Below are 22,305 nucleotides of genomic sequence, written 5' to 3'. Positions count from 1 at the left end.
GAATTTGTTCCGTTCGCCCGCTCGAGTCCGCACCTCAGGCAGTTTATTACACCATCGCGGCCGCGCCCATACGCGGTTTTCAATTCCAGTGCAGCGACTGTCAACGCGACACCGGAAGCGGTCACAGCTCCGTCTTCGTGTTCGCGCGCAACGCGGTCTCGGTGACCGGCGAGCTGCGCGAAATCGCGCGCACTTCCGACAGCGGCGCCGTCAAGCGCAAGGGGTTTTGTCCAAATTGCGGCTCGCCGATCTACAACCAGCCGGAGGAGAAGCCGGACTACATCGGCATCTATGTCGGCACGCTGGACGATGCCAGCACATTCAAGCCATCCGTCGTGCTGTTCTGCTCGCGCGGATACGACTGGGATCGTCTCGATCCTGAGATCCCCAAAACTTCCGGAATGGCATCCGGGATCGAAATAGATGGAGTCGCGACCAAAATCGGTCGGGAGAACAAGACGGCTGAAACCCGGATTGAGCTTGCAGGATTGGGGGCGCAGCGATGCCCATCCTCGATCGGTTGAACCGAAGGTGCTGCGACGACGACTACAGAAGCGCACGGTCCCTGTGCTCAAAACGCTCATCGGTGTTCCGATGATCGGACGGTGCAGTCTGCTGTTCTTCGACTTCAGGGGGTGAGCGTGGAGACGTACCGCACCGGTGGAATGACCGCGATAGCTGTGCTCAACGTCATCTTGGGCGGCATCGGAATCCTCAACGGGTTATTCCTGCTTCTCGGCGCCCTCTACCTCATGGCCGAGTTATTGCGATTGGGCGCTTTCTACATCCCGATAGCCCGCCTGGCGTTCTGTCTCCTGATTTTGGCAACGGGAGTCGTCGGGCTCGTCGCAGGAACCGGAATATTCAGACTGCGCTCGTGGGCGCGCGCATTGAGCCTTGTCTACGCTGGACTGCTGTTCCTTTCGTCTGCGCTTTCCTACCTTACCGTCCCTGTTATCGCGACCATCGGTAGCTACGACATGGGTTCGATCAGTGCAGACGGCTTGGTACGGCTGATCTTATTCGGCGCAATATACGTTGGATTCCCCATTCCCTATTCTGTTCTTTTGTGCGTCGTTTTCTACAAGCCTGCATGGAAGGCCGCCTTCGCAAGAGGCGGGACGGCATAGTGCAGCGCGTAGGAGGGTGGAGCGCTGCGAAACCCATCAGCTCCTTTGTGGAAGAGCGATCACGGGTTTCGCTTCGCGCGACCCATCCTACACCTGGAGGGCGCGCTATTTCAGCGGCAGAAAAACCTCCGCGACCGCCTCGTGCTCCGGCACCTCCGGGAACAGGCTCAGCCGCTGGCAATAGATCGGGAAGTCGCGGGCCTCCTCGCCGCTGGCCGGAAGCCAGTCGCGGTAAAGATACAGCGCGGCGGGCTCCAGATTGTCGGTGTTGCCGATGACGCGCAGCACCGCACAACGTCCGCCGGGGATCTCGCCGGCCTTGATCTGTTCGCCGTTTGCCTCGATCGGCTCTTCGGTCCCGACGCAAAGGTCCGTGCAGTAATCGGCAGGCGACGCGGGACGCCGCTCGGATCGCCAGACATTGAAGGTGGGACTCGTGCTGGGGTGCAGACCCGCTTTCTTGCGCCACGCGATGAAGCGCTGGATGGTGGCGCCGAGCGTCGCGGGGCTCCCCCGATGCTCCATGATCGCCACCCGTGTGGGAGGCACGTCGCGTATCGTCACGTCGTCAGTGGTAAAAGTCTTCATGAGTTTGCTCCTGGCGCGGTCGAGAGGCCCGAAGGCCGCAAGCCACGGCTCCCAGTCGGGAGAATTCCGGAACGACGACGGCGATTGCCCGAACCGTTGCCGAAAGGCGCGGGCGAAGGCGTCGGGTGCGTCGTAGCCGGCATCCATCGCGATCTCCGTGACGCTTTGGCCGTCCGTGTAGGCCAGCCAATGCGACGCGCGCTTCAGACGGGCAAGCTGGACATAGCGATGCACGGACAACCCGAAGGTCGCGGTGAACTGCCGGTGGAAATGAAATTTCGAGAAGGCCGCAACGCCGCTCACCGTGTCGAGGTCCAGATCGCTTTCGAGGTGCCGGTCGAGATAGTCCAGCACCCGCCGCATCCGGGCCTGATAGTTTTCAAGCGCCGCCTTCATCGTCCCTCCTCCGTGGCGGCTCCAGTTAGTCGCTGACGGCTGCGAATTGCTCGACCGATCTTGCGGTTTTGCATGGATCGGGCTGAAATATCCAGCGACCGCGTTCAGACAAGTCCGGGGCAACGAGGCCCATTGACGTTTTTTTCATTTGAGGCGTATGTTCGCCTCACGTGAGGTGAAGTCCATATGGGTAGTCAAGCTACTATTCTAGCCGACCTGTTCGGCATCAAGTCGAGGACACCGGAGACAACACTCACACTGGCCACTTCGGTGGAAAAGGGCCTTCCGGTGTCCGCGCTGGACAAGCTCGCCGGGCGCATCTCGCCGCTGGACGTGCGCGGCTTCGCCCATCGCATTGTGCCGAAGCCGACGCTGGAGCGCCGCCGCAAGCATAAACAGCATCTGACGACCGACGAGAGCGACCGCTTGGCGCGTGTTGCCAAGGTCTTCGCCTTTGGCCTCGAAGTCTTCCGCGACGAAGCGAAGGTGCGCGACTTCCTCAACCGCCCGCATCCGATACTGGACAACAAGGTGCCGCTGGACCTTGCGCTCGCGACCGGTCCCGGCGCCGATGCTGTGCTGAATCTGCTGGGACGCGCGGCTTACAGCGGCGGCGTCTGAACGTGCAAAAAAGCGATCGCGTTCTCAGATGCTATCGCATCGGCGATCCCGACGGCGCGTTTCCGATCTATGACGCAGAGGGAGCGCGGCTCTATCCGGGGCGCTGGAACACGCCCTGGAGTCCGGTGATCTACACTTCCGAGCACTATTCCACCGCGATACTGGAGAAACTGGTTCACGCCAATCTGGTGATGCCCGCCAACCAGCACTTCATCGAGATCACCATTCCGAACGGTGTCTCCTACGAGGTCTTTCAGACCGCCGCCCATCCCGGCTGGGATTCGCGCAACGAGACGATCTGCAAGAATTTCGCGCAGGTCTGGTACGACGAAAAGCGCTCGGCGATGCTGATCGTGCCGTCGATCCCGGCGCGGCTGGAGCGCAACTTTCTGATCAACCCGACGCATCCCGACGCCAAGAGCCTTAGTCATACGATGCCGGAACCGGTTTGGTGGGATGAGCGGCTTTATAGTCGGGGGACGTGAGGCTGCGACGCCGCCCGCTATCTGCTAGTCCGGCGCGGCTGCATCGGATATTAGTCATGCGAGGAATTGCCGACCGATTTGCGCCCATGGATTCGCCTATTGCTTGAAGCAATTGTCGCGATGCCATTTCAGGAAATGAGGATGCGGACGATCTGATAGCCGCCGCGGCTCTAGCGCGTGGCCGGTCTTGTTGACAATCGATCTTACGCTCTCGGGATCGTTTGTCTGGCGTGAGATCAATATCTCCAGATCATCCGCCAGACTGATGAGACCGCGATCGAACATCCAATGCGCGGTGCCTGAAAGAGCAATCCCGTTGCTAACGATATCCGGCCCGTTCGCTTCGACCGGCCGGATGTGAGCGGCGGCCACCTCGGCGCGCCCCATTCCATTGATGAGCTTCAGCCCGGTGATCGCGCAACGCTCGTCATAGGCGCGAAGCACGATGCGGCGGAAAATCCGGTCGCGTAAAATTCTCGATACGGTCAGGCTGACGCGATCACGCTGTTGGTCGAACCTGAACAGCGCCTGCTCCTCGTTAAGATCGAGCGATCGGACATCGTCGTCACGCCGGGGCAGGAGCGGTACATTCTCGGCGAAACCGAGCTCGCAGATTCTATCGAAATCTTCGTGCGAAACTGGACGGACAGCGGACTGAGCCCGTCCCGAAATTCGTCCCTGCTCGTTCAAAATACCCCGCTCGACCGGCCCGTTCGAGCCATTGAACGCGACCGGATTGGCGAAATCGAGATAGCTGCCTGGCTCGATCACCGCGAGGTACATCCCGGCAGTACCGGGATCCGGAATCACTTGCTGAACCCTTGCAATCGCAAAGTAGCCTCGCGTGTCAGCTACCTTGCTCGGCTCATAATAGATGACCCAATCGCCGACGCAGGCCTCGACACGATGCAGGTACTGACTGGGAAACTGATAACGTTCAGCCGGGCTGTCATCGTAGATCGAGTCAGATCGATGGATGAACACCCCGAATGCCATTGCTCGATTTAACTCGTCGGAAGCGATACCCGTCAATCTCGTTCTGCGGTTGCGATGGGTTTCGCTGCGCTCTACCCGTCCTACTTAGACCCGCCTACGCGAGCTATCCGGCGTCGACGTCGGCAAGCCCTCGCATGAGGTTCGGCGTGGACCAATTCGCGAACCCGGTCCCAGCACTTGGAGCTGAATGCACCCTCACGGGGAGCCCGCCGTATCGCGGCCCCTCTCGTACGTTCCGACGCGATCCGGCTGCTACTGGCCAGCAGGCGCCAGCGCCTTTTGCACCATTGCGGTGTCGACATATTGCGTCATGCTGGCGATCCTGCCGTCCTTCACCAGATAGAGATGCGCGAAATTGGCGCGCATGGATTTGCCGGTCGCCTTGTAGGTTCCGGAGTAGACGCCGAAGGCGGCGACGCGGTCGCCGTCTTCGAGATAGGTGTGAACATCGGCGCGATAGCTGGTCCATTCGGTGGCGAGACGCCGGAACACGCCGGCGATGATCGCGTCGGGTCCCACATAGGTGCCCGCGTACGGAAACCCTTCCGCTTCGGTCCACGCCGCATCGGGGGCGAGAGCGGCCAGGAGATTGCGGCCGTTCTCTTCCGACGATGATCCCTCATAGGTGGCGCGGATCAGGTCGAGATTCGCACCCACCTCAGCCCCACTTCATTTCGCCGGTGGCGACCTTGGCGCCGATGTCGAGCGCAACGCCCATGCCGAGGCCGGGGAAACGCGCTTCCATCGCCGCCTTGAGCGCCGCGGAATCCTTGGCCCTGGCCAGCTCTTCGTCGAACGCCTTGAGGTAGGCGATCGTGTGCTCGACACCGGACAGATCGGTCTTTGCATCCACCGACAGATGGCCCGCCACGACGATTGCCGGCTTGCGCGCCGCGATCTTTTCGAGATTGGCGATCCAGGCGGCGCGCTGCTCTTTGGTCGGCGTGTCGGCGGTCCAGACATGGACGCCGGAGAAGATCAGCACGCCGCCGAACACCGCGTTCAGCGACGGCACGAACAGATAACGCCGGTTGACCAGCCCGTCTGCGCTGACGATCTCGATGGTCTCGCCGTCCACGCTGAGCGTCTTGCCGTCGAACGCGTCGGGGATGACCACATCGGCGAGCACTTGCGGGCCGTTCGCCTTGAGCTGCGGACCCCAGACGGCAAGCTTCTTTTCGACGCTGGCGTTAATGGCCGCCACTGTTGCGGGCGCCGCGATCACGCGAGCCTCCGGGAACGCCGCCTTAATGGCGCGGAGACTGAAGTAGTAATCCGGGTCCGACTGGGTGATGTAGATGGTGGTGAGCTTCTTGCCGGTTGCCTTGATGGCGTCTGCGACGGCCTTGCCATCGGGCAGCGTGAAGCCGCCATCGATCAGCACGGCTTCGCTCGGCCCGGACACCAGAACGGGAGCCCGGAAGAAGCCGTTCTGTCCGGCCGGAAAATGCTTCCAGGCGAGCCCGCCGGCGGCATGGCCGAGGCCTGCGGGTGCGAAGACTGCGGCGACGCCCGCGGCGAGAGTGGTTTTCATGATGGTTCTCCTTGTCGGCATGTTGGTCTCCTGGTGTGGTCTGCGGTCGCGAAATTGAAGCTGGATGTCCGGTCTCTGTTGATCGCTGCGCTCAGGCCGCCTTCAGTCCGTCGACGAGGACGTCCAGGCTGCCGAACAGCGCGCTTGCCTGCATCAGGCGCCGATCATTGCCGGTCCCTACGATCAGGGCCGGGACGCCATTGGCGCCGAACCGGCGCATCTCGGCACGCGCAGCCTCGAGGCGCGCGCGATACGCGGCGACCAACGCGGCGTCGGGCGTCGCCAGACGCGCGGCAGCCTCCGGCAAGTTCATCGCGCGCAGCACCTCCGACAGAACGCCGATGTCCGTGCTGTCGCGGCCTTCGACATAGCGGACGACCTGAAGGGCCTTCAGAGCCTCGAGCTCCCGATCGGGAGCCGTGAGCGCAACGCCCGTGAGCGCCAGCGTTGCCGGGCCGGAATCGAACAGGCGCGTGCGGTCGCCCAGCACATCGCGGCGATAGGCTTCGCTGAAGGGCTGGCCGCTCGAGCGCGAAATCCGCTGGTCGTTGCTCCAGGCGTAGGCCGCAAAGCCGTCGTCCATCGGCCGGGCGCCGTCGCCGGCGAACAGGCCGGTCGGCGCGAGCGCGACAGCGAAATCCGCTCGGGCCGCAAGCTGTTCGAGCAGCGTGGAGGCGCCGTAGCACCAGCCGCAGAGCGGATCGAAGAGGTAGGTAATGTGAATGGGCGCGGACATGTCGATCTCCTTGCCCGCACTTGTGGCACGCGCCAATTGATAGAAAAATAGCAACAAAGCAGACAGAATGTATGTCATAGACTTACAGTCGATCTGACGGACAAAGCCAATGAACCTGAACCGCCTGGCCTATTTCGCAGCCGTCGTGGACACCGGATCCTTCACCCGGGCAGCCGAGCGGCTCGGCATCACCAAAGCCGTGGTGAGCCAGCAAGTGGCGCAGCTGGAGCGCGATCTCGGCACCAGCCTTCTCGTGCGCACGACGCGCCGGGTCCATCCAACCGAAGCCGGCCGGATGTTTCATGCGCGCTGCGTCATGATCTTGCGCGAAGCCGAGGATGCCTTCGACGAACTCGCCCAGGCCGCCGCCGCGCCGACCGGCACATTGCGGATCACCGCGCCCAACGACTACGGCACGGCCGTCGTCGTCGCCGTCGTCACGGCCTACGCGGCCCGCTATCCCAGCTGCCGGGTGGAGTTGACGCTCGAAGATCAGACCGTCGATCTCGCGTCAGGCCAGATCGACATGGCGATCCGCGTCGGATGGCTGGTGGATTCCAGCCTGCAGGCGCGCAAGATCGGCGCGTTTCGGCAATTCCTGGTCGGCGCTCCCGCATTCACGGATCGGATCGCAGCCGCGCGCGATCCCGACGATCTGGTGGCGCTGCCGTTCATCGCCAACATGGCGCTGCGCGAGCCGCTGCTGTGGCAGTTCTCGCGCGGCGATCTCGATCGACGCGCCGTGCGCCTGCAGGCGAACATTGCGATCGACACGACGCCGGGGGCGCTCGCGGCCGTACTCGCCGGCGGCGGCCTTTCGGTGCTGCCGGATTTCCTGGTGGCCGACGATCTGGCGGCGGGCCGCCTCATTCACATTCTGCCGCAATGGCAACTGCCATCCGGCGGCATCCACACGGTCTACCCAGCGGCCCGCTTCCGTCCGCCGAAGGTGACGGCGTTCGTGGAGATGCTGATCGCGGCCCAGCGACAGGCGAGTCCGATTGGGGCGGATTAGCCGAAGGGCCAATGAGACGCCGTGATAGAGTAATTCCTTCCGGATTACGGCAAGCCTCTCCGGCGACCTGCCCGACCTCAGTCCCGCGCTGCCGACAACCCCGCCAGCAGCGGCGCGTAGGCGGCGAGCCTGCGGGATACGAACTCGGTGAAGAGCCGCACGCGCTTGGTCTTGCGTGTCTCGCCCTGGGTGAGAAGCCAGACCGTTCCGTACATGTGCAGCTCGGTGCCCGGCACCCTCGCCAATAGCGGGTCGGCATCGCCGACGAAGCACGGCAGTGTCGTGATCCCGAGCCCTTGCCGTACGGCAGCGATCTGCCCGGCGGCGTCCGTGGTCCTGAATGGAACGCCCGTGGTACGAACCTCCCCCTCGCCCGCCCAATCCGGAATTCCATGCATGCTGATGACGATCCACCGCATGGGATCGGGCGCGCCCGCACGCCACGCAGCCAATCGATCCCGGGACATGTAGACGGCGCCGAACAGCTCCGGTCCTTTCGTGCCGTGAAGATTGAGCGGCAGGGTTTTGCGGTCGTAGACGACGCGGATCGCGACGTCGGCCTCCCGGTTGGTCAGGTTTGCCAGCTCGCCCGCCGACAGGATTTCCATCTCGATGTCCGGATGCAGGCGCGCGAATTCGGCGAAGTCCGGCATGAGCAGATGTGTCGCAAGCGGCGGCGCCAGCGTCACCCGCAGACGCCCGCGCACGCTCTGGTCGCGCCCGAAGACGCGCGTCTCGAGCTGGTGCGACGACGCTTCCATCTGGTCCGCGAATTCGAGAACCTCCTCGCCGGCAGCCGTCAGGCGGTAGCCCGACGGCAGCTTCTCGAACATGTGGACCCCGAGGCGTTCCTCGAGCTGGGCGACGCGTCGCAGCACGGTTGCGTGGTTGACGCCGAGGCGCTCGGCCGCAGCCCGCACCGAGCCTCCGCGCGCGACGGCAAGGAAGTAACGAACGTCATCCCAGTCGATCATGGTGCAATCCCGCACCGCGCGGTGCGCCTTCCAAAGCCGGTCTCTACGCCTCCTACCGCAGTACGGGCGGTCATCATAGCCGGTTCCGACCAGCGCGCCCCGGTTCCGAACGGCCGACACCGGTCGGGGCGGCTGGCGTCGGTCGTCCGACCGGATCGATTTCGCACCACCGATGTGCGCGCCTCCGCACTCAACGTCTGACTCGAGCGGACCTATGTCGGGGTCCTCGGGGGCAGATGCTGTCCCGACACGACGACAGGAGAAATTATGGGAAAGCTTGAAGGAAAAGTTGCAGTCATCACCGGTGGATCGAGCGGCATGGCGCTGGCGAGCGCCAAGCGGTTCGTTGAAGAAGGCGCCTATGTTTTCATCACGGGCCGAAAGCAGGAGGCGCTCGACGCGGCCGTCAAGCTGATTGGCCGGAACGTGACCGGCGTGCGCGGCGACGCGGCCAATCTCGACGACCTGGACCGCCTGTTCGACACGGTCAAGCGGGCAAAGGGCAGGATCGACGTCCTGTACGCGAGCGCCGGCATGGGCGAAGCCGTCCCACTGGGCGAGATCACCGAGCAGCATTTCGATGCAACGTTCGGCCTCAATGCGCGCGGCACTCTGTTTACGGTCCAGAAGGCGTTGCCGCTGTTCAGCGATGGCGGATCGATCTTCATGACCGGGTCGGTTGCTTCGATCAAAGGTTTTCCCGGTTATAGCGTGTATGCGGCGAGCAAGGCGACCTTGCACGCATTTGCACGCGGTTGGCTCAACGAACTCAAGGGCAGGAATATCCGGGTGAACGTGCTGCACCCGGGGCCGATCGCCACACCGATGCAGGACCAGGTCCTCACCGAGGAGGCGAAGCGGATGTTCGAATCCCTGATCCCGCGGGGAAAGATGGGTCGTCCCGAGGAAATTGCGGCAGCCGCGCTGTTTCTGGCTTCGGACGATTCGAGCTTCGTGAATGGGGTGGAGTTGTCCGTCGACGGCGGCTTCTCGGCGATCTGAAGCGCCAGCACATCAACATCAGCAACACGGATCGGAGAAATTAGAATGAGCTATGCGATTGTCGGATTCGGCAAGATAGGCCAGGCCCTCGCCCACGCCTTCGCCCGTAAAAACATCGACGTCACCGTCGCGAGCCGCCGGCCGCCCGAGACGTTGGCGCCGCAGGCTCGGGCGATTGGAGCCAGTGTCGTCGCCAAGTCGCTGCGGGACGCACTCGAGGCCGAAACCATCATCCTGGCGGTCCCGTTCGGGGAGCATCGCGAGGTTGCGAAGGCGCTGCCGAGCTGGAAAGGCAAGACCATCATCGACGCGATGAACGCGTTTCCGGTCCCTGACGAACTGGACGGCCTGCCGTCCTCCGCCTTCGTCGCGAAGTCGTTCACCGGCGCCAGGCTCGTGAAAGGCTTCAATCACCTGGGTGCGGCCAAACTGGCTGCCGATCCGGCCGTCGAGGGCGGCCACCGGGTCGTGTTTCTGTCTGGTGACGACGAGGACGCGATCGCTCCGGTGGCGGCGTTGGCCAAACAACTCGGCTTTGCACCCGTGAAGCTCGGAAAGCTCAACGAGGGTGGCGCGCTGGTGCACGCACGCGGCCGCGTTTGGGGCCCGCTGATCTTCCAGGATCTGTTCAAGAAGGAGCAGTAGTCGATCCACGACCGTGTGATCGACGCCGAGAACAAGTCGCGCGCTGACTTCTGCAGCGCGCGGCCGCCCCTGTTCTCATGCGGGCCGACGGCCGTGCATATTGAGTGCGCTGTCACCGTTATGGATCGAGCGCGATCCGATCGGAGCGAGATGGAGAAATGACGAAGAGCACCGAGACGAACGTCCAGACAGTGAAGGATTTCTTTGCCGCGATCGGACGCGGCGACAAGGAGGCTCTGTTGGCACTGGTCGCCGAAGACATCGAGTGGATCATTCCGGGCGAGGGCTGGCCCCTGGCCGGAACCCACCGCGGGCACGCGGAGTTGGCGGCTGTGCTTCAGAAGGCGTCCGAAGAGGTGGAAACGACATTCCCGGAACCGCCCGAATTCGTGGCGCAGGGAGACCGGGTTCTGGTCATCGGCGTCGCTACGGGGAAAATCAAGGCCACGAGTAAGCCGTTCAACGACGACTGGGTCTTCGCCATTACCGTCCGGGACGGCAAGCTGAAGAAGATCCGGGAGTACATCGACACGCAGGCGCTGGCGTGGGCCGCGCAGCCGTCGAATGCCCAGCCGTAACGGAGATCCCAATGTACGACCAATCCAAACTGTCCGAATTGATCCCGTTCGCACGAATAGAAGCCGGCACCACCATCATCGATGTTTACCCAGGCGACGGCGACTGGACGCGCCTCTTCTCGGATGTCGTCGGACCCGAAGGACGGGTCTACAGCTTCGTGCCGGCCGAGGTCGCCCACTTCAAGAACGATCCGTTCGGCCGCATGCGGACGCTAGCGAAGGAGCCGGGCCGCGAGAACGTCGAAGCCGTCTCGGGGGACCTGGTGGCGATGCCGCAGGCCACGCCTGTGGCTGCACCTGTTCTACCACGATCTCCACACCGCGCTGATCCAGGCCAGGGGCGCGACGGCGGCCCAGTTCAATCGAGCTGTCTACGAGCGGCTGAAGCCCGGCGGGTCCTACGTCATCGTCGACCACGCCGCTGCCGTCGGGACGGGCGCGCGCGACGCCCAGTCGCTGCATCGGATCGAGCCTGCCTCCGTTCGCGCGGAGGTGGAGGCGGCCGGCTTCGTGCTGGACGCGGAAAGCACCCTGCTCGCGAACAAGGACGATCCGCACGCGATCAAGGTGTTCGATCCCGCGATCAAGGGACAGACCGATCGCTTCGCCTATCGGTTCGTGAAGCGCTGACAGGTCGGGTGCGGCGAATTCATGTCGACCTCCCGGCGAGACCGCCGATATGACCTGCGCGAACGCCGCAACAGTCGAAAAGGCAATCTGCTTCATTATTTCCAAATACGTTGCTATCTTTCGTCAAAAGAAGCTCGACGGACCGATCAACCGAGGCCCTGCGAATGAAAAGCTTGAACAATCTGGAATGCGTGACCCTCTTCGTCGACGACCTCGCGCGCGCGCGGGCATTCTACGAGGCCGTGTTCGACGCCAAGCCGATCTATTCCGACGCCGTATGCAGCGTGATCGGGCTCGGTGGCGTCATGGTCAATTTGCTGCAGGACACCGAGGCACCGCAGCTCGTGCAGCCGGTGGTGCCGGCTGCTTCGAGCGCCGGACCTCGCATGCTCATGACCATTCGAGTCGCCGATGTCGATGAGGCCTGCGCGAGGCTCCGGCAAAGCGGCGTAGAGTTGGTGAACGGCCCTATCGATCGTCCCTGGGGTCGCCGCACCGCCGCCTTTTCCGACCCATCCGGTCACATGTGGGAGATCGCACAGGAGATACCCTCCTAGCATCCCTCATCCGCGCCGGGACGTCTGCACCAAAGCGGTCCTCATTGGCGAATGGCGCCCCAGTTCTTAAACCTTCGGTGCAGCCGGATCACTTTTTAGTCGTGCCCTCGGATGGCTGCTCTGCCGACCCGCCGATTTTCTTCGAGACCACGTAGACGTCGACGCCCCTCATCGAACATTCCTCGCTTGATGCCTGGCTATTCGTGATGACCTCGATCGTCTTGCCATCCTTGGTCTGAAACGTGATGTCGTAAACCTGCTGGTAGAGGTCTTTGCCGATCTTTTCGGATGCGAGACGAACGGCCCTGGTCTGCGCGTCGATCACTGATGCGATATCAATCAGGCCGGCGTTCTTGAGGTGCGTGAGGGCCATGTTGGTGGGCCAACTCGCGCAGTCCGGAGACTTCGCCAGAGCCGCCGCAGCCGGCATAGCCAGTGTTGCGGCCATCACCACTATCAACGCGGCGCGCATCAATGCACCACTTCGCTTGTGCCGTCGCCACTTTCCCGGATCTGCTTGCGCCTTTTGACGGGCAGGACGGCGACGTCCATGCCGTCGCCGCGCTTGTAAAGCTTCTTGCCACGCTTAAGCTTCTGAAGTCCCGTATCGGTCAACAAGCTATTCTCCGTCCGGTTCGCCGCCAGATACCATCATGGACCATGATGGTACAGAACCGACCGAAATGGAGCCACCGTATTTCCGTTTGTGCGATGGGCTCCGCGAGCATGAACGGGTTAGTAGAGAAATCAGCGGCCGCCGGAATCCTCATATTCGCCGATAGAGCAGTGCCCGCCCGCCGGGCATGAGCTGGAGCAGGATATCAAAGTCACCAATATTCGTCGTCAGCACGACAAGGCCGAGCTTCCGCGCCTGGAGGAACAGCACACTATCCGCGAGCGCACGCAGCTTCAGATCGTTCCCGTAGCCCTGGAGCCGGCAGAGGATTCCCGACAGCAGCGCTGCTCTGCCGAGCACCTCGATGTCTGGCGTAAAGATTCGATGGGGCGGCATCGCTTTGATCCGCTTGCCAATCTCGGCGGTGACCCGTGGGGTCCGCTTGTCCGCCGGGTTCAGCACGCCGACAGTGTGCATCAATTCCTGAATGGCCACCGACGAATGATTGACCTCGCGATGCGCGATGAGCTCTTCCAGCAGAGCTGGCGCGCGCCCCTGCATCTGGTCGATGTAGACGCAGCTGTCGAGCAAGAGCGCCTGCCCACCGATCTGGCCGGCAGCAACAAAGGGAAGGACGTTGTCATGACGCCGGGTGAGCGTTCGCTTAGGGTTGAACCGAGCCCACCTGCACGCGGCGTCAAAGTCGAACTCCGCCACGTCAGAAGCCGAGTTTCAGATCACGATCGACCTTGCCTCGTGACTTCCGAAAGTCCTCGGCGAAATTGTCCTCCAGAGCGATGGTGGCCAGAGCAAACTCGATCAGGTCCGTGTCGGCCACGATTCCGGTCTGCCGCTTGGCTTGCCTGATCAGCGCCGGACTGACGCGGCCGGCGATCCGGCCGCTCTTCCTACTGAGGAGACCCGATTGCTCGGCGGCCCGCATCACCGCCTCGACGCGTACGCTGCCGAGCTGGATTTCGCCTTTTGCGCCAGCTTCGACGCGCTTTGGCCGCCGCGTCACGCCCGTAAGGCCACTGCCCGGCGACCGCCGCCGACCCCGCGCCGCCGGCCGTTTTGTCGAAGCTCCTGCCATGGCGCTCCCTCATGTTGAACAAATTGGCAGATTGTTGAACATACAGCTTTTGTTCGCCGGCTTCAAGACGCGAGGTCGCGGCAGCTCGCAGGATGCGGTGGAGCTCAGCGATACCCACGCCGACGGTCTTGACCGGGAGCAACACCCGCAAAGGCCTGCCAGATATCGTCGTAGAGGCCGTGCTTGCGGATCCAGTCGATGTAGACGACGTCGGCCTTGCGCAGGATATCGAGCTTGTCAGGCAGGCGCCTGGACCTGGTGGGGCCTGGGTCGGGCATTGCAAGTTTTATGCACTTGTCACCGCAATGCCGTACTATGTTGTCCATTGCTCCCAATAGAACAGACCAGCAGGATCTCGGGTGCCTTTGCCAAGCTTTTGGGGATACCGTTGCGGCACACGCGCAATCTCATTCAGTAGACCAGCGACATTGTCGGCAAGTAGATCGGTCTCGACCGTATCACCCTGAATGAAATAGCCCCACCGCAGCCAACCTCCGAGATTGGAAGCCCAAGCAACGACGACAAGGCACGATCGAAAGCTCCTCCGCGAGTGAAAGGAAGCTGTAAACAAGCCATCGTAATGATGGCCCTCGATATAGCCACTCAGATTGCGGTGAAGCGCGGAAGTTCAATCTGGCTGCATCTCAATCTGTTCATATCACCGCGAGGAGATGGATTCCCCCTACTCCCACTCGATTGTTCTGATTCACATTAGCGCGCTGATTATTCGTAACAATTTTTTCTCCACTTAGCCAAAGACCGACACTCCGGTCCGTCACAAATTTGCGCTGTTGATATCAAAGGACAATTTCGACGATCCACGATTTGCTCGGTTTCAGCGACTATCGACATCGATTGGTCGATTTTCGAGGTCTTCGGCAACAAACCGTGCTCCCCTGGCAGCAAAAAACCGTCAGCTTCAGCGCTCCTCAACAAAGGTCGGCCTTCTCCGCTCGACGGAATGCCGGGAACGCGGCAAAGGCTACGACGTTAGCTCGAAGACGACGTCATGAGAGAGAGACCATCAAACGTGACTGAACGCGTAGCCGTTGTGACCGGTGCAGGGCGCGGCCTTGGACGCGTTATGGCCTTGGCTCTGCTGAACGCGGGACATCGTGTATTCCTGACTTCAACAGATATTGAATCGCTCGAGGATACGCGGCGCGCCAGCAGAGCGGGCGAGTACGCGGCTGTGGGCACTGCCGATCTCAGCAATGAGCGAGAACTGCACGGCTTGGTCGATGCTGCGGTGCGCGCATTTGGGCGTGTCGATATCCTTGTTAACAATGCGGGCATCCCGAATCCTTCGGTGCAACGGCCTCTGGACATTACGTCGGATCAGTTGCGCCGATTGTTCGAGATCAACACCTTCGCACCGATTGCTCTGACCCGACTGGTCGTGCCCGACATGATTGAGCATGGATGGGGACGAATCATCTTCATCTCCACCAGTCTCGATACAATGCTCGAGTCGGATCATGTCGCCTATGGCATGACCAAGGCATCCGGAGAAGCGTTCATAGCAGCTTTGGCGGCGTCCCTTCAGCCGACCGGCGTCACGGCGAATGTTCTATCGCCCGGCGGTCCCGTTGCAACACGGATGGCGGCAAATCTTGGCGATCCCAAGAGCCTGCTTCAGCCGGCAATCATGGGAGCACCTGTGGCCTGGTTGGCATCGAACGCTTCGAACAACGTGACCGGCCGACGCTTCATCGCGGCTAAGTGGAATGCCGGATTAGCTCCCGCGCAAGCGGCGCAAGCCGCAAGCGCGCCGGCCGCATGGGGCGGCTATGGCGACAAAAGTATCAGACCATGAGCGGGTCGTGACCAGTCAGACCGATCAATAATTATCGACTACGTTCACTCGAGAATAATTTCCTTCAATAGCCCACGCGGCTCCATTCTACGCTGCAGTACTCCCCCCTCACTCCCACTCAATCGTCCCCGGCGGCTTGCTGGTCACGTCATACACCACCCTATTCACGCCCTTCACCTCGTTGATGATGCGCGTGGCGGTCTCGCCCAGGAATTTCATGTCGAACTGGTAGAAGTCCGCGGTCATGCCGTCGGTGGAGGTGACGGCGCGCAGGCCCACGACGAAATCATACGTGCGGCCGTCGCCCATGACGCCGACGGTCTTGACCGGGAGCAGCACGGCAAAGGCCTGCCAGATCTCGTCGTAGAGACCGTGCTTCCTGATCTGGTCGATGTAGACGGCGTCGGCCTTGCGCAGGATGTCGAGCTTGTCCTTGGTGATCTCGCCGGGGCAGCGGATGGCGAGGCCGGGGCCTGGGAACGGGTGGCGGCCGACGAAGATTTCGGGCAGGCCGAGCTCGCGGCCGAGCTTGCGGACCTCGTCCTTGAACAGCTCGCGCAGGGGCTCGACCAGCTTCATGTTCATGCGCTCGGGCAGACCGCCGACATTGTGGTGCGACTTGATCGTCACCGAGGGGCCGCCGGTGAAGGAGACGCTCTCGATCACGTCGGGGTAGAGCGTGCCCTGCGCCAGGAAGTCGGCGCCGCCGATTGTCTTGGCCTCGGCTTCGAACACCTCGATGAAGAGGCGGCCGATGGTCTTGCGCTTGGTTTCGGGATCGGTGACGCCTTCGAGCTCGCCCAAAAACTGTTTTGAGGCGTCCACGTGCACGAGCGGGATGTTGTAGTGGTGGCGGAACAGGTCGACTACGGTCTTGGCTTCGTCGAGACGCAGCATGCCGTGGTCGACGAACACGCAGGTGAGCTGGTCGCCGATGGCTTCGTGAATCAGGACGGCCGCGACTGCGGAATCGACGCCGCCGGACAGGCCGCAGAGCACCTTGCCTCGGCCTACCTGCGCGCGGATCTTGGCGATCTCCTCCTCGCGGAAGGCGCGCATGGTCCAGTCGCCCGAGAGGCCTGCGATCTTGCGCACGAAATTGCGAATGAGTTTGGCGCCGTCGGGCGTGTGCACCACTTCGGGGTGGAACATCAGGCCGTAATATTTGCGCGTCTCGTCCTGGATGATCGCGAACGGCGCGTTCGGCGAGGTGCCGGCGACGGAGAAGCCCGGCGGCATTTTGGTGATGCGGTCGCCATGGCTCATCCAGACCTGGTTCTTGCCGCCGGGCGACCAGACGTCCTCGAACAGCTTGCTCGGCGCCTTCACCTCGACATCGGCGCGGCCGAACTCGCGATGATGGCCGCCCTCGACCTCGCCGCCGAGCTGCGCCGCCATCACCATCTGGCCGTAGCAGATGCCCATCACGGGCACGCCGGAGGCGAAGATCAATTGCGGCGCGCGGGGCGAGCCTTCCTCGTGCACCGATTCCGGGCCGCCGGAGAGGATCACCGCTTTCGGCTGCATCGCGTTGAAAGCCTCTTCGGCCTTGTTGAACGGGACGATCTCGCAATAGACGCCGTCCTCGCGCACGCGGCGCGCGATCAGCTGCGTCACCTGGCTGCCGAAATCGACGATGAGAATCTTGTCATGCGCCGAGGCCATTGGGGGCGTCGACGCGGAGCGGTCGGTCTGTGCTGCTGTCATGGCAAGCCAATACGCGACAGCGTCCCTGCCCGCAACCGCGCGGATTGCGCGCCCACATCCTTCTTTGGGCATGGACAAATCGATATAGGTAAGTATTATTGACCTAATTGCCCCACATGCCAAACAGGGGCCAGTCAGGGAGAACGCCATGCCACAGCATCAGCCATCACAGCTCGCAGCGCTCGGCCGGATCTGGGTCGAGGCCTGGAATGCGCGCGACCTCGAGCACGTGCTCTCGCTCTATGACGACGCAGCCGTGATGACCTCTGACCGCATCCCCGCGCTGGGGTTTGGTGCGGATGGCACCGTGCGCGGCAAGGATGCGCTGCGCGCCTATTGGAGCAAGGCGCTCGGGCTGATTCCGAACCTGCATTTTTCGCTGATCGACGTGTATGTGAGCCCGGACAGCCTCGTCGTGTTTTACGAGAACGAGCAGGGAAAGCGGATCTGCGAGTATTTGCGGGTGAATGATGCCGGACTGATCGTGCAGGGATCGGCGAATCATTTGGTGGAGTGAGGGCCTCACGCACCGCTGTCATTCCCCGCGAAAGCGGGGAATCCAGTACGCCGTAGCTTCTCAATGAACCACGAACCTCTCGGATTACTGGATCGCCCGATCAAGTCGGGCGATGACAGCGAGAGTGAGGGACGCATGTGTCCCAAGCTCGCAACGGAGACTGCGGCGAGCGCCTGCGCTAACAACATCACCGCCGGCTCTGACACACAGGACGTCCCATGAAACTCCCCACCTCCCCCTTCACCGTCACCGACTGGAGCAAGGTCGAGGCGACCGTGCATCCGGGCGAAACCGGCGAGGCCCTGTGGCGGACGCTGAACATCGGCGATCTCCGGGTGCGAATAGTGGACTATTCGCCGGGCTATCTCGCCGATCACTGGTGCGACCGCGGCCACGTGCTTTACGTGCTGCAAGGCGAGCTCGACAGCGAGCTGCGCGACGGGCGCAAGTTCAAGCTCACGGCGGGAATGAGCTACCAGGTTTCGGATTTCGGCGATGCCGCGCATCGTTCCTCGACGGCCACCGGCGCGACGCTGTTCATCGTGGATTGACCGGGCTCAAGCACCGCATTTTGCAGCGCAAAATAGCAAAGCCATGGGGGCTCGCCGCGAGCGCGTGGCGCCTTGAACTTGCCCCATTAATTCGCTACATTGTGATCATCGATCCTTGGCCGAACGACTGGGCCGCTCCGTCTCATTTCCAATGGACGAGCACGTTTCAGGTATTTCTCCAAAATCGACCAACCGGGACGATGGGCGCAAATTTATGCGCATTTGTCCCCCTGAGTGCATCGTCTATGAAAGGAAATGACTATGGCAATGGGCACCGTGAAGTGGTTCAACAACCAAAAGGGTTTTGGTTTCATTCAGCCGGACAACGGCGACAAGGACGTCTTCGTTCACATCAGCGCCGTTGAGCGCGCTGGTCTGAGCACCCTCAACGAGGGTCAGAAGGTTTCGTTCGACATCGTCGCGGACCGCCGCAGCGGCAAGTCCTCGGCTGACAACCTCCGCGCCGGCTAGTCGGCCGCGCAATTCGCGATCTGACCACGGACGTACCGGCAGGTCGTAGGATTACAGAAGCCCCGCCACCGAGATTTCGGTGGCGGGGTTTTTGTTTTGGAATGGTTGATTCTTGTAGGGTGGGCAAAGCGAAAGCGTGCCCACCACTTCTATTGCAACCGCGGAGAGATGGTGGGCACGGCGCGTCGCGCCTTTGCCCACCCTACGAAGCTACGAAGCCTTCTTCAGCACCGAGACGAAGAAGCCATCGGTGCCGGTGCGGCGGGGGGTCATCAGCCAGCCTTCGTCGGACTGACGCGCGGCTTGCGAAAATTCCTCGGCCTTGTCCCAGAGCACGCTCGCGGTCTGCTCCGGCGGCACTACGGAAAAATCAGGGTGACGCTCGATGAACGCCCTCACCTGCTCGCCGTTCTCCTCCGACAGCACCGAGCAGGTGATGTAGGCAATGCGGCCGCCGGCCTGCACCAGCGGCACGGCGCGCTCGAGCACCTCGGCCTGGTCCTTGAGGCGGATCTCCAGCGCACCGGGACGCATCCGCCATTTGGCGTCGGGGTTGCGGCGCCAGGTGCCGGTTCCCGTGCAGGGCGCGTCGATGACGACAAGGTCGGCCGAGGCGCGGATGTCGGCCAGCGGGTCCGTGTCGCCCTTGGGCGTGCGGACATCGGCATTGTGGACGCCGGCGCGCGACAGCCGTTCATGGATCGGCACGAGCTGCCGCTTGTCGCTGTCGGTCGCGATCAGCCGGCCCTTGCCCTGCATCATCGCGGCCAGAGCCAGCGTCTTGCCGCCGGCGCCGGCGCAGAGGTCGATCACCTGCTCGCCGGGTTTGGCCGCGGTGAAAAGCGCCGCAAGCTGCGATCCCTCGTCCTGAACCTCGACGGCGCCCTTGATGAAATCCTCCTCCGCTTGGAGCCCGGGATTGCGGGCATCGGCGGAAAGCTCGACGCGCAGGCCGGTTGCGGACCAATGCGTCGGTTTCGCATGAAGATGAGCAAGCGCCTTCAGCATCTTGTCGCGGTTGGACTTTAGCGTGTTGACGCGAAGGTCGAGCGGCGCCCGGCTCGCCATCGCGACCGCCTCCGCGACCCGGTCCTCGCCGAAGGCTTTTGCCAGATAGGGATCGAGCCATTCCGGATAGTCCCCGGCAATCGCGGCGGGCGCGTTGTTCAGGGAGCGCGTGGCGAGCGCGGCCTGCTCGGCCTCGGTGAGCGGCGCGGGTGCGAACCGGCTGCCGTCGAACAGCGCGGCCATGGTGGCGCTGTCCATGTTGCGCTCGAGGCGCAGCATGCCGATCAGCCGCGCCCGCGCGGTGTCGGAATCCATCAGATACGCGCTGGAGGCGTAGCGGCGCAGCACGTCCCAGACCAGGCCGGCAATCGCCGCACGGTCACCGGAGCCGGCGAAGCGGTGCGCGGTGCCCCACTCCTTCAGCGCCTTGGCCGCGGGCACGCGGTCTCTCTCGATGGTGTCGATCAGTTCGATGGCTGCGGACAGCCGGGCGGCGGGAGTCATTTGAATCTTTCAGATCAGCAACAAAATCTTCAGTGCGAAGTAGATCCACATCGCCAGCAGCACCAGCACGCCGGCGAGCCAGACCGAGGAGCGCCGGCCGAGATCGTTCGAGGAAACGAAGACGCCGGCATGGGCAAACCGCGTCACCACGAACACCCAGGACATCAGCACGATGAAGAGGTCGGCATGGCGCAACGGCAGCGCCAGCGCGATCAGGGCGTAGAACAGCACCGGCAGCTCGAACTGGTTGCGGTAGCAGTTCGCGATTTGGGTGGCGCCCTTCGGCCAGTTCGGCTCGCCGAGCGCAATGTCGCGAATCCTGGTCTCGCCCGAGACCAGCGCGTTCCGGCGCCTGAACACCATCCCGATCAGGAGCGCGAAGGTGAGCCCGATCTGCACGAAGACCGGCAGCAAAACCATTTGAACGGACATCGGAACTTTCCCACTCGGCGGGGGCCGCCGGATCCATGCTCTAGCCGCCGCTCCTCCTCCTGACAATCAGCGACTTGAACCGGCGTTCCGGCTTCGGCGACCAAGGGTCGATAGTTAAAGCGATTTCGGCCTTTCGGGCCTGACGAGATACCGCCATGAACACCCTCTTCGGCCAGATAGCGGGCATGATCGGCCCTTTGACCGAATCCGCTGACGGTCGGCTCGGCCTGCTGATGTCGGCGCTGTCAGGCGTTGCGGCCGCGCTCGCGGTCGCCCTGACGCTGACGGTCTATTTCCGCATGGCCTACCGGACCTGGCGCGACGTGCTCAGGCACGGCCTGGCGGCGCTGGCCGCGGCCGCGCTGTTCGCCTTTGCCGCCTACGACATGCGCCACGCCGCGCTCGCCTATCTTGGCCTCAACCCGTCCAAGCCCGCGGTCGAGTTCGAGATCCGCATGCCGCGCGAGACCCTGACGACGGCGTCCGACAGCCAGATCGAGTTGCACACCGACCGCAACCAGACGCTCGCACTGGTCGACGGCGTCAGCGACCTCGCAGACGGCCGCGCGCTGCTGCGCGGCGCGGTCGCGCTCGACCACCGCACCGCCGACCGGGTGCTGGTGGTGAACCTGCCCGGCAAGGGCACCTTCGAATTCCGCCTCCGCCTGCCCGCCGAGCCACATCGCTCCGAGCAGTATGGTCCGTGGCATCTCGCCGACCGCATTGCCACGCCGCAGGCCGGCCCCGTCGCGCCGCAGGACGCCTACACGATCCGCTATCGCGTGCTTTAAACTTTGTTTCATGGGGAAGCGTGCGCGCGCGTCATCGTTCCGACGCTTGGCCGGGCAATACTTCGTCCATGTCCGAATTTCGCCTGACCCAGATTTCCGACACCCATCTCGGCCGCCGCTTCCCCGGCCTGATCGCCAACTTCCATCGCGTCTGCGAGCACATCGACGCCGATAGACCCGATCTCGTCATCAACACCGGCGACGTCTCGTTCGACGGGCCGACCAGCCGCGACGATGTCGTGTTCGCCAAGAGCCTGCACGACGCCCTGCCGGTCGCCTGCCGCTACCTGCCGGGCAACCACGACATCGGCGACAATCCGACCGCGATCGGGCCGGCGCCCAAGCCGCCGGTCAGCGAGGCGCACCGCCAGCAATTCCGCGACATCATCGGCGCGGATCATTGGTCGTTCGAGGCGGCCGGCTGGCGCTTCATCGGCCTCAACTCGCTGGTGATGAATTCAGGGCTCGCGTTCGAGGCCGCGCAGTTCGACTGGCTCGCCTCGGAGATCTCGCGCAGCAATGGCGGGCCGGTCGCGCTGTTCCTGCACAAGCCGCTGTTTCTCGACCAGCCCGACGATCCCGAAACTCCCGAGACCTCGATCCGCTACGTGCCGCAACCGGCACGGGCGCGACTGATCGAAATGTTTTCAAGCCTCGATCTGCGCCTTATCGCCAGCGGCCACGTGCACCAGCGCCGCGACTTCACCTATCGCCACACGCGCCACGTCTGGGCGCCTTCGGCGGGCTTCGTCATCAACGACAAGCGCCAGGACCGGATCGCGATCAAGGAAACCGGTCTGGTCGAGTACCGCTTCCAGCCGGACAGTCTTGAAGTTCGCCACCTCAGGGCGCCCGGCCAGGTCGATGTGGATGTCGAAGAGCTGCTGGCGCAGATGGGCGCGCAGTAGCGCG

The 22,305-nt window shown here is 63.0% G+C and carries 28 protein-coding genes and 2 pseudogenes; 16 read left to right on the top strand and 14 right to left on the bottom strand.

The annotated features are described in order from the left end of the window. Positions 1-2: 2 nt before the first annotated feature. Positions 3-524, top strand: a complete 522-nt coding sequence (locus AC0L2O_RS16805) for a GFA family protein (RefSeq protein WP_473370499.1) — start codon at positions 3-5, stop codon at positions 522-524. A gap of 117 nt (positions 525-641) precedes the next feature. Further along, a complete protein-coding gene (locus AC0L2O_RS16800) occupies positions 642-1,130 on the top strand; it encodes a hypothetical protein (RefSeq protein ID WP_409189095.1) in 489 nt (162 codons plus the stop codon). Between the two features lie 105 nt (positions 1,131-1,235). Here AC0L2O_RS16800 and AC0L2O_RS16795 read toward each other — a convergent pair whose 3' ends face one another. Then, positions 1,236-2,114, bottom strand: coding sequence for an AraC family transcriptional regulator (locus AC0L2O_RS16795; RefSeq protein ID WP_473370476.1), 879 nt, complete (start codon positions 2,112-2,114; stop codon positions 1,236-1,238). Positions 2,115-2,300: 186 nt separating this feature from the next. On the opposite strand from AC0L2O_RS16795, the gene AC0L2O_RS16790 reads away from it, so the two are divergent. Both AC0L2O_RS16790 and AC0L2O_RS16785 read left to right on the top strand, forming a co-directional pair. Continuing rightward, positions 2,301-2,735, top strand: a complete 435-nt coding sequence (locus AC0L2O_RS16790) for an antitoxin Xre/MbcA/ParS toxin-binding domain-containing protein (protein ID WP_369724375.1) — start codon at positions 2,301-2,303, stop codon at positions 2,733-2,735. Next, on the top strand, positions 2,732-3,220 hold the full coding sequence (locus AC0L2O_RS16785; RefSeq protein ID WP_409192907.1) for an RES family NAD+ phosphorylase: 489 nt from the start codon (positions 2,732-2,734) through the stop codon (positions 3,218-3,220). The genes AC0L2O_RS16790 and AC0L2O_RS16785 overlap by 4 nt, the downstream gene beginning before the upstream one ends. A 96-nt stretch (positions 3,221-3,316) precedes the next feature. Here AC0L2O_RS16785 and AC0L2O_RS16780 read toward each other — a convergent pair whose 3' ends face one another. The 4 genes from AC0L2O_RS16780 to AC0L2O_RS16765 form a co-directional block, all read right to left on the bottom strand. Next, positions 3,317-4,216, bottom strand: coding sequence for an HNH endonuclease (locus tag AC0L2O_RS16780; protein ID WP_473370498.1), 900 nt, complete (start codon positions 4,214-4,216; stop codon positions 3,317-3,319). A gap of 252 nt (positions 4,217-4,468) precedes the next feature. After that, positions 4,469-4,873 (bottom strand): nuclear transport factor 2 family protein, encoded by a 405-nt coding sequence (locus tag AC0L2O_RS16775; RefSeq protein ID WP_473370475.1) that lies wholly within the window; start codon positions 4,871-4,873, stop codon positions 4,469-4,471. Position 4,874: 1 nt separating this feature from the next. Next, a complete protein-coding gene (locus tag AC0L2O_RS16770) occupies positions 4,875-5,771 on the bottom strand; it encodes an MBL fold metallo-hydrolase (RefSeq protein ID WP_473370474.1) in 897 nt (298 codons plus the stop codon). Positions 5,772-5,841: 70 nt separating this feature from the next. Beyond that, positions 5,842-6,486, bottom strand: coding sequence for a DsbA family protein (locus tag AC0L2O_RS16765; protein ID WP_473370473.1), 645 nt, complete (start codon positions 6,484-6,486; stop codon positions 5,842-5,844). A 109-nt stretch (positions 6,487-6,595) separates the two neighbouring features. Here AC0L2O_RS16765 and AC0L2O_RS16760 point away from each other — a divergent pair, with 109 nt between their 5' ends. After that, complete coding sequence (locus AC0L2O_RS16760) at positions 6,596-7,501, top strand: LysR family transcriptional regulator (RefSeq protein ID WP_473370472.1); 906 nt, start codon at positions 6,596-6,598, stop codon at positions 7,499-7,501. A 77-nt stretch (positions 7,502-7,578) separates the two neighbouring features. On the opposite strand, the gene AC0L2O_RS16755 is transcribed toward AC0L2O_RS16760, so the two are convergent. Continuing rightward, positions 7,579-8,475, bottom strand: coding sequence for a LysR family transcriptional regulator (locus tag AC0L2O_RS16755; RefSeq protein WP_473370471.1), 897 nt, complete (start codon positions 8,473-8,475; stop codon positions 7,579-7,581). Positions 8,476-8,742: 267 nt separating this feature from the next. Between AC0L2O_RS16755 and AC0L2O_RS16750 the strand changes: the two genes are divergently transcribed. From AC0L2O_RS16750 to AC0L2O_RS16730, 5 genes and pseudogenes are all read left to right on the top strand, one after another. Beyond that, positions 8,743-9,477 (top strand): SDR family NAD(P)-dependent oxidoreductase, encoded by a 735-nt coding sequence (locus AC0L2O_RS16750; RefSeq protein WP_409189101.1) that lies wholly within the window; start codon positions 8,743-8,745, stop codon positions 9,475-9,477. Positions 9,478-9,522: 45 nt separating this feature from the next. Next, positions 9,523-10,122, top strand: a complete 600-nt coding sequence (locus AC0L2O_RS16745; protein WP_369724388.1) for an NADPH-dependent F420 reductase — start codon at positions 9,523-9,525, stop codon at positions 10,120-10,122. A gap of 158 nt (positions 10,123-10,280) precedes the next feature. Beyond that, on the top strand, positions 10,281-10,700 hold the full coding sequence (locus tag AC0L2O_RS16740) for a nuclear transport factor 2 family protein (RefSeq protein WP_473370470.1): 420 nt from the start codon (positions 10,281-10,283) through the stop codon (positions 10,698-10,700). A gap of 11 nt (positions 10,701-10,711) precedes the next feature. After that, positions 10,712-11,330: pseudogene (locus tag AC0L2O_RS16735) on the top strand (class I SAM-dependent methyltransferase). A gap of 164 nt (positions 11,331-11,494) precedes the next feature. Continuing rightward, positions 11,495-11,887 (top strand): VOC family protein, encoded by a 393-nt coding sequence (locus AC0L2O_RS16730; RefSeq protein WP_473370469.1) that lies wholly within the window; start codon positions 11,495-11,497, stop codon positions 11,885-11,887. Between the two features lie 88 nt (positions 11,888-11,975). Here the strand turns inward: AC0L2O_RS16730 and AC0L2O_RS16725 are convergent, their stop codons facing one another. The 5 genes and pseudogenes from AC0L2O_RS16725 to AC0L2O_RS16705 all read right to left on the bottom strand — a co-directional run. Then, entirely contained in the window at positions 11,976-12,359 is a 384-nt protein-coding gene (locus tag AC0L2O_RS16725) for a hypothetical protein (RefSeq protein ID WP_473370468.1), read from the bottom strand. Continuing rightward, positions 12,359-12,505, bottom strand: coding sequence for an integrase (locus AC0L2O_RS16720; RefSeq protein WP_473370467.1), 147 nt, complete (start codon positions 12,503-12,505; stop codon positions 12,359-12,361). Before AC0L2O_RS16720 ends, AC0L2O_RS16725 begins: the two co-directional genes overlap by 1 nt. Before the next feature lie 148 nt (positions 12,506-12,653). Continuing rightward, positions 12,654-13,220 (bottom strand): type II toxin-antitoxin system VapC family toxin, encoded by a 567-nt coding sequence (locus AC0L2O_RS16715; protein WP_473370466.1) that lies wholly within the window; start codon positions 13,218-13,220, stop codon positions 12,654-12,656. A 1-nt stretch (position 13,221) separates the two neighbouring features. Beyond that, positions 13,222-13,596: a hypothetical protein gene (locus tag AC0L2O_RS16710; protein ID WP_473370465.1), complete on the bottom strand. Its 375-nt coding sequence runs from the start codon at positions 13,594-13,596 to the stop codon at positions 13,222-13,224. Positions 13,597-13,711: 115 nt separating this feature from the next. Then, a pseudogene (locus tag AC0L2O_RS16705) lies at positions 13,712-13,871 on the bottom strand (GMP synthase (glutamine-hydrolyzing)); the annotation flags it as partial. Between the two features lie 734 nt (positions 13,872-14,605). Here AC0L2O_RS16705 and AC0L2O_RS16700 point away from each other — a divergent pair. Next, positions 14,606-15,412, top strand: coding sequence for an SDR family NAD(P)-dependent oxidoreductase (locus tag AC0L2O_RS16700; RefSeq protein WP_473370464.1), 807 nt, complete (start codon positions 14,606-14,608; stop codon positions 15,410-15,412). Positions 15,413-15,520: 108 nt separating this feature from the next. Here the strand turns inward: AC0L2O_RS16700 and guaA are convergent, their stop codons facing one another. Beyond that, positions 15,521-17,119: a glutamine-hydrolyzing GMP synthase gene (gene guaA / locus AC0L2O_RS16695; RefSeq protein ID WP_473370463.1), complete on the bottom strand. Its 1,599-nt coding sequence runs from the start codon at positions 17,117-17,119 to the stop codon at positions 15,521-15,523. 148 nt (positions 17,120-17,267) lie between these two features. On the opposite strand from guaA, the gene AC0L2O_RS16690 reads away from it, so the two are divergent. The 3 genes from AC0L2O_RS16690 (at position 17,268) to AC0L2O_RS16680 (ending at position 18,658) form a co-directional block, all read left to right on the top strand. Further along, a complete protein-coding gene (locus AC0L2O_RS16690; protein ID WP_473370462.1) occupies positions 17,268-17,636 on the top strand; it encodes a nuclear transport factor 2 family protein in 369 nt (122 codons plus the stop codon). A 218-nt stretch (positions 17,637-17,854) separates the two neighbouring features. Further along, positions 17,855-18,187 (top strand): DHCW motif cupin fold protein, encoded by a 333-nt coding sequence (locus AC0L2O_RS16685; RefSeq protein ID WP_473370461.1) that lies wholly within the window; start codon positions 17,855-17,857, stop codon positions 18,185-18,187. A 261-nt stretch (positions 18,188-18,448) separates the two neighbouring features. Then, entirely contained in the window at positions 18,449-18,658 is a 210-nt protein-coding gene (locus AC0L2O_RS16680; protein WP_045000506.1) for a cold-shock protein, read from the top strand. A gap of 210 nt (positions 18,659-18,868) precedes the next feature. Here AC0L2O_RS16680 and AC0L2O_RS16675 read toward each other — a convergent pair whose 3' ends face one another. After that, the gene (locus AC0L2O_RS16675; protein ID WP_473370460.1) at positions 18,869-20,170 is read right to left on the bottom strand and encodes an RsmB/NOP family class I SAM-dependent RNA methyltransferase; all 1,302 of its coding nucleotides are present in this window, start codon (positions 20,168-20,170) and stop codon (positions 18,869-18,871) included. Between the two features lie 9 nt (positions 20,171-20,179). After that, the gene (locus AC0L2O_RS16670; RefSeq protein WP_409189112.1) at positions 20,180-20,602 is read right to left on the bottom strand and encodes an MAPEG family protein; all 423 of its coding nucleotides are present in this window, start codon (positions 20,600-20,602) and stop codon (positions 20,180-20,182) included. Between the two features lie 155 nt (positions 20,603-20,757). Here AC0L2O_RS16670 and AC0L2O_RS16665 point away from each other — a divergent pair, with 155 nt between their 5' ends. Both AC0L2O_RS16665 and AC0L2O_RS16660 read left to right on the top strand, forming a co-directional pair. Further along, complete coding sequence (locus tag AC0L2O_RS16665) at positions 20,758-21,393, top strand: acriflavin resistance protein (protein WP_473370459.1); 636 nt, start codon at positions 20,758-20,760, stop codon at positions 21,391-21,393. Between the two features lie 68 nt (positions 21,394-21,461). After that, positions 21,462-22,301: a metallophosphoesterase family protein gene (locus AC0L2O_RS16660; RefSeq protein ID WP_473370458.1), complete on the top strand. Its 840-nt coding sequence runs from the start codon at positions 21,462-21,464 to the stop codon at positions 22,299-22,301. Positions 22,302-22,305: the final 4 nt, after the last annotated feature.

This window comes from Bradyrhizobium sp. Kon10, from assembly GCF_055807395.1.
Note: the sequence above shows the minus strand (reverse complement) of the source record. Positions and strands in the feature narration are given on the sequence as shown.

Coding starts and splice junctions, on each gene's coding strand:
- AC0L2O_RS16795 (WP_473370476.1), bottom strand. CDS start 2,114: ATGAAGGCGGCGCTTGAAAACTATCAGGCCCGGATGCGGCGGGTGCTG.
- AC0L2O_RS16790 (WP_369724375.1), top strand. CDS start 2,301: ATGGGTAGTCAAGCTACTATTCTAGCCGACCTGTTCGGCATCAAGTCG.
- AC0L2O_RS16780 (WP_473370498.1), bottom strand. CDS start 4,216: ATGGCATTCGGGGTGTTCATCCATCGATCTGACTCGATCTACGATGAC.
- AC0L2O_RS16770 (WP_473370474.1), bottom strand. CDS start 5,771: ATGCCGACAAGGAGAACCATCATGAAAACCACTCTCGCCGCGGGCGTC.
- AC0L2O_RS16765 (WP_473370473.1), bottom strand. CDS start 6,486: ATGTCCGCGCCCATTCACATTACCTACCTCTTCGATCCGCTCTGCGGC.
- AC0L2O_RS16760 (WP_473370472.1), top strand. CDS start 6,596: ATGAACCTGAACCGCCTGGCCTATTTCGCAGCCGTCGTGGACACCGGA.
- AC0L2O_RS16755 (WP_473370471.1), bottom strand. CDS start 8,475: ATGATCGACTGGGATGACGTTCGTTACTTCCTTGCCGTCGCGCGCGGA.
- AC0L2O_RS16750 (WP_409189101.1), top strand. CDS start 8,743: ATGGGAAAGCTTGAAGGAAAAGTTGCAGTCATCACCGGTGGATCGAGC.
- AC0L2O_RS16745 (WP_369724388.1), top strand. CDS start 9,523: ATGAGCTATGCGATTGTCGGATTCGGCAAGATAGGCCAGGCCCTCGCC.
- AC0L2O_RS16740 (WP_473370470.1), top strand. CDS start 10,281: ATGACGAAGAGCACCGAGACGAACGTCCAGACAGTGAAGGATTTCTTT.
- AC0L2O_RS16730 (WP_473370469.1), top strand. CDS start 11,495: ATGAAAAGCTTGAACAATCTGGAATGCGTGACCCTCTTCGTCGACGAC.
- AC0L2O_RS16725 (WP_473370468.1), bottom strand. CDS start 12,359: ATGCGCGCCGCGTTGATAGTGGTGATGGCCGCAACACTGGCTATGCCG.
- AC0L2O_RS16710 (WP_473370465.1), bottom strand. CDS start 13,596: ATGGCAGGAGCTTCGACAAAACGGCCGGCGGCGCGGGGTCGGCGGCGG.
- AC0L2O_RS16700 (WP_473370464.1), top strand. CDS start 14,606: ATGAGAGAGAGACCATCAAACGTGACTGAACGCGTAGCCGTTGTGACC.
- guaA (WP_473370463.1), bottom strand. CDS start 17,119: ATGACAGCAGCACAGACCGACCGCTCCGCGTCGACGCCCCCAATGGCC.
- AC0L2O_RS16690 (WP_473370462.1), top strand. CDS start 17,268: ATGCCACAGCATCAGCCATCACAGCTCGCAGCGCTCGGCCGGATCTGG.
- AC0L2O_RS16685 (WP_473370461.1), top strand. CDS start 17,855: ATGAAACTCCCCACCTCCCCCTTCACCGTCACCGACTGGAGCAAGGTC.
- AC0L2O_RS16680 (WP_045000506.1), top strand. CDS start 18,449: ATGGCAATGGGCACCGTGAAGTGGTTCAACAACCAAAAGGGTTTTGGT.
- AC0L2O_RS16675 (WP_473370460.1), bottom strand. CDS start 20,170: ATGACTCCCGCCGCCCGGCTGTCCGCAGCCATCGAACTGATCGACACC.
- AC0L2O_RS16670 (WP_409189112.1), bottom strand. CDS start 20,602: ATGTCCGTTCAAATGGTTTTGCTGCCGGTCTTCGTGCAGATCGGGCTC.
- AC0L2O_RS16665 (WP_473370459.1), top strand. CDS start 20,758: ATGAACACCCTCTTCGGCCAGATAGCGGGCATGATCGGCCCTTTGACC.
- AC0L2O_RS16660 (WP_473370458.1), top strand. CDS start 21,462: ATGTCCGAATTTCGCCTGACCCAGATTTCCGACACCCATCTCGGCCGC.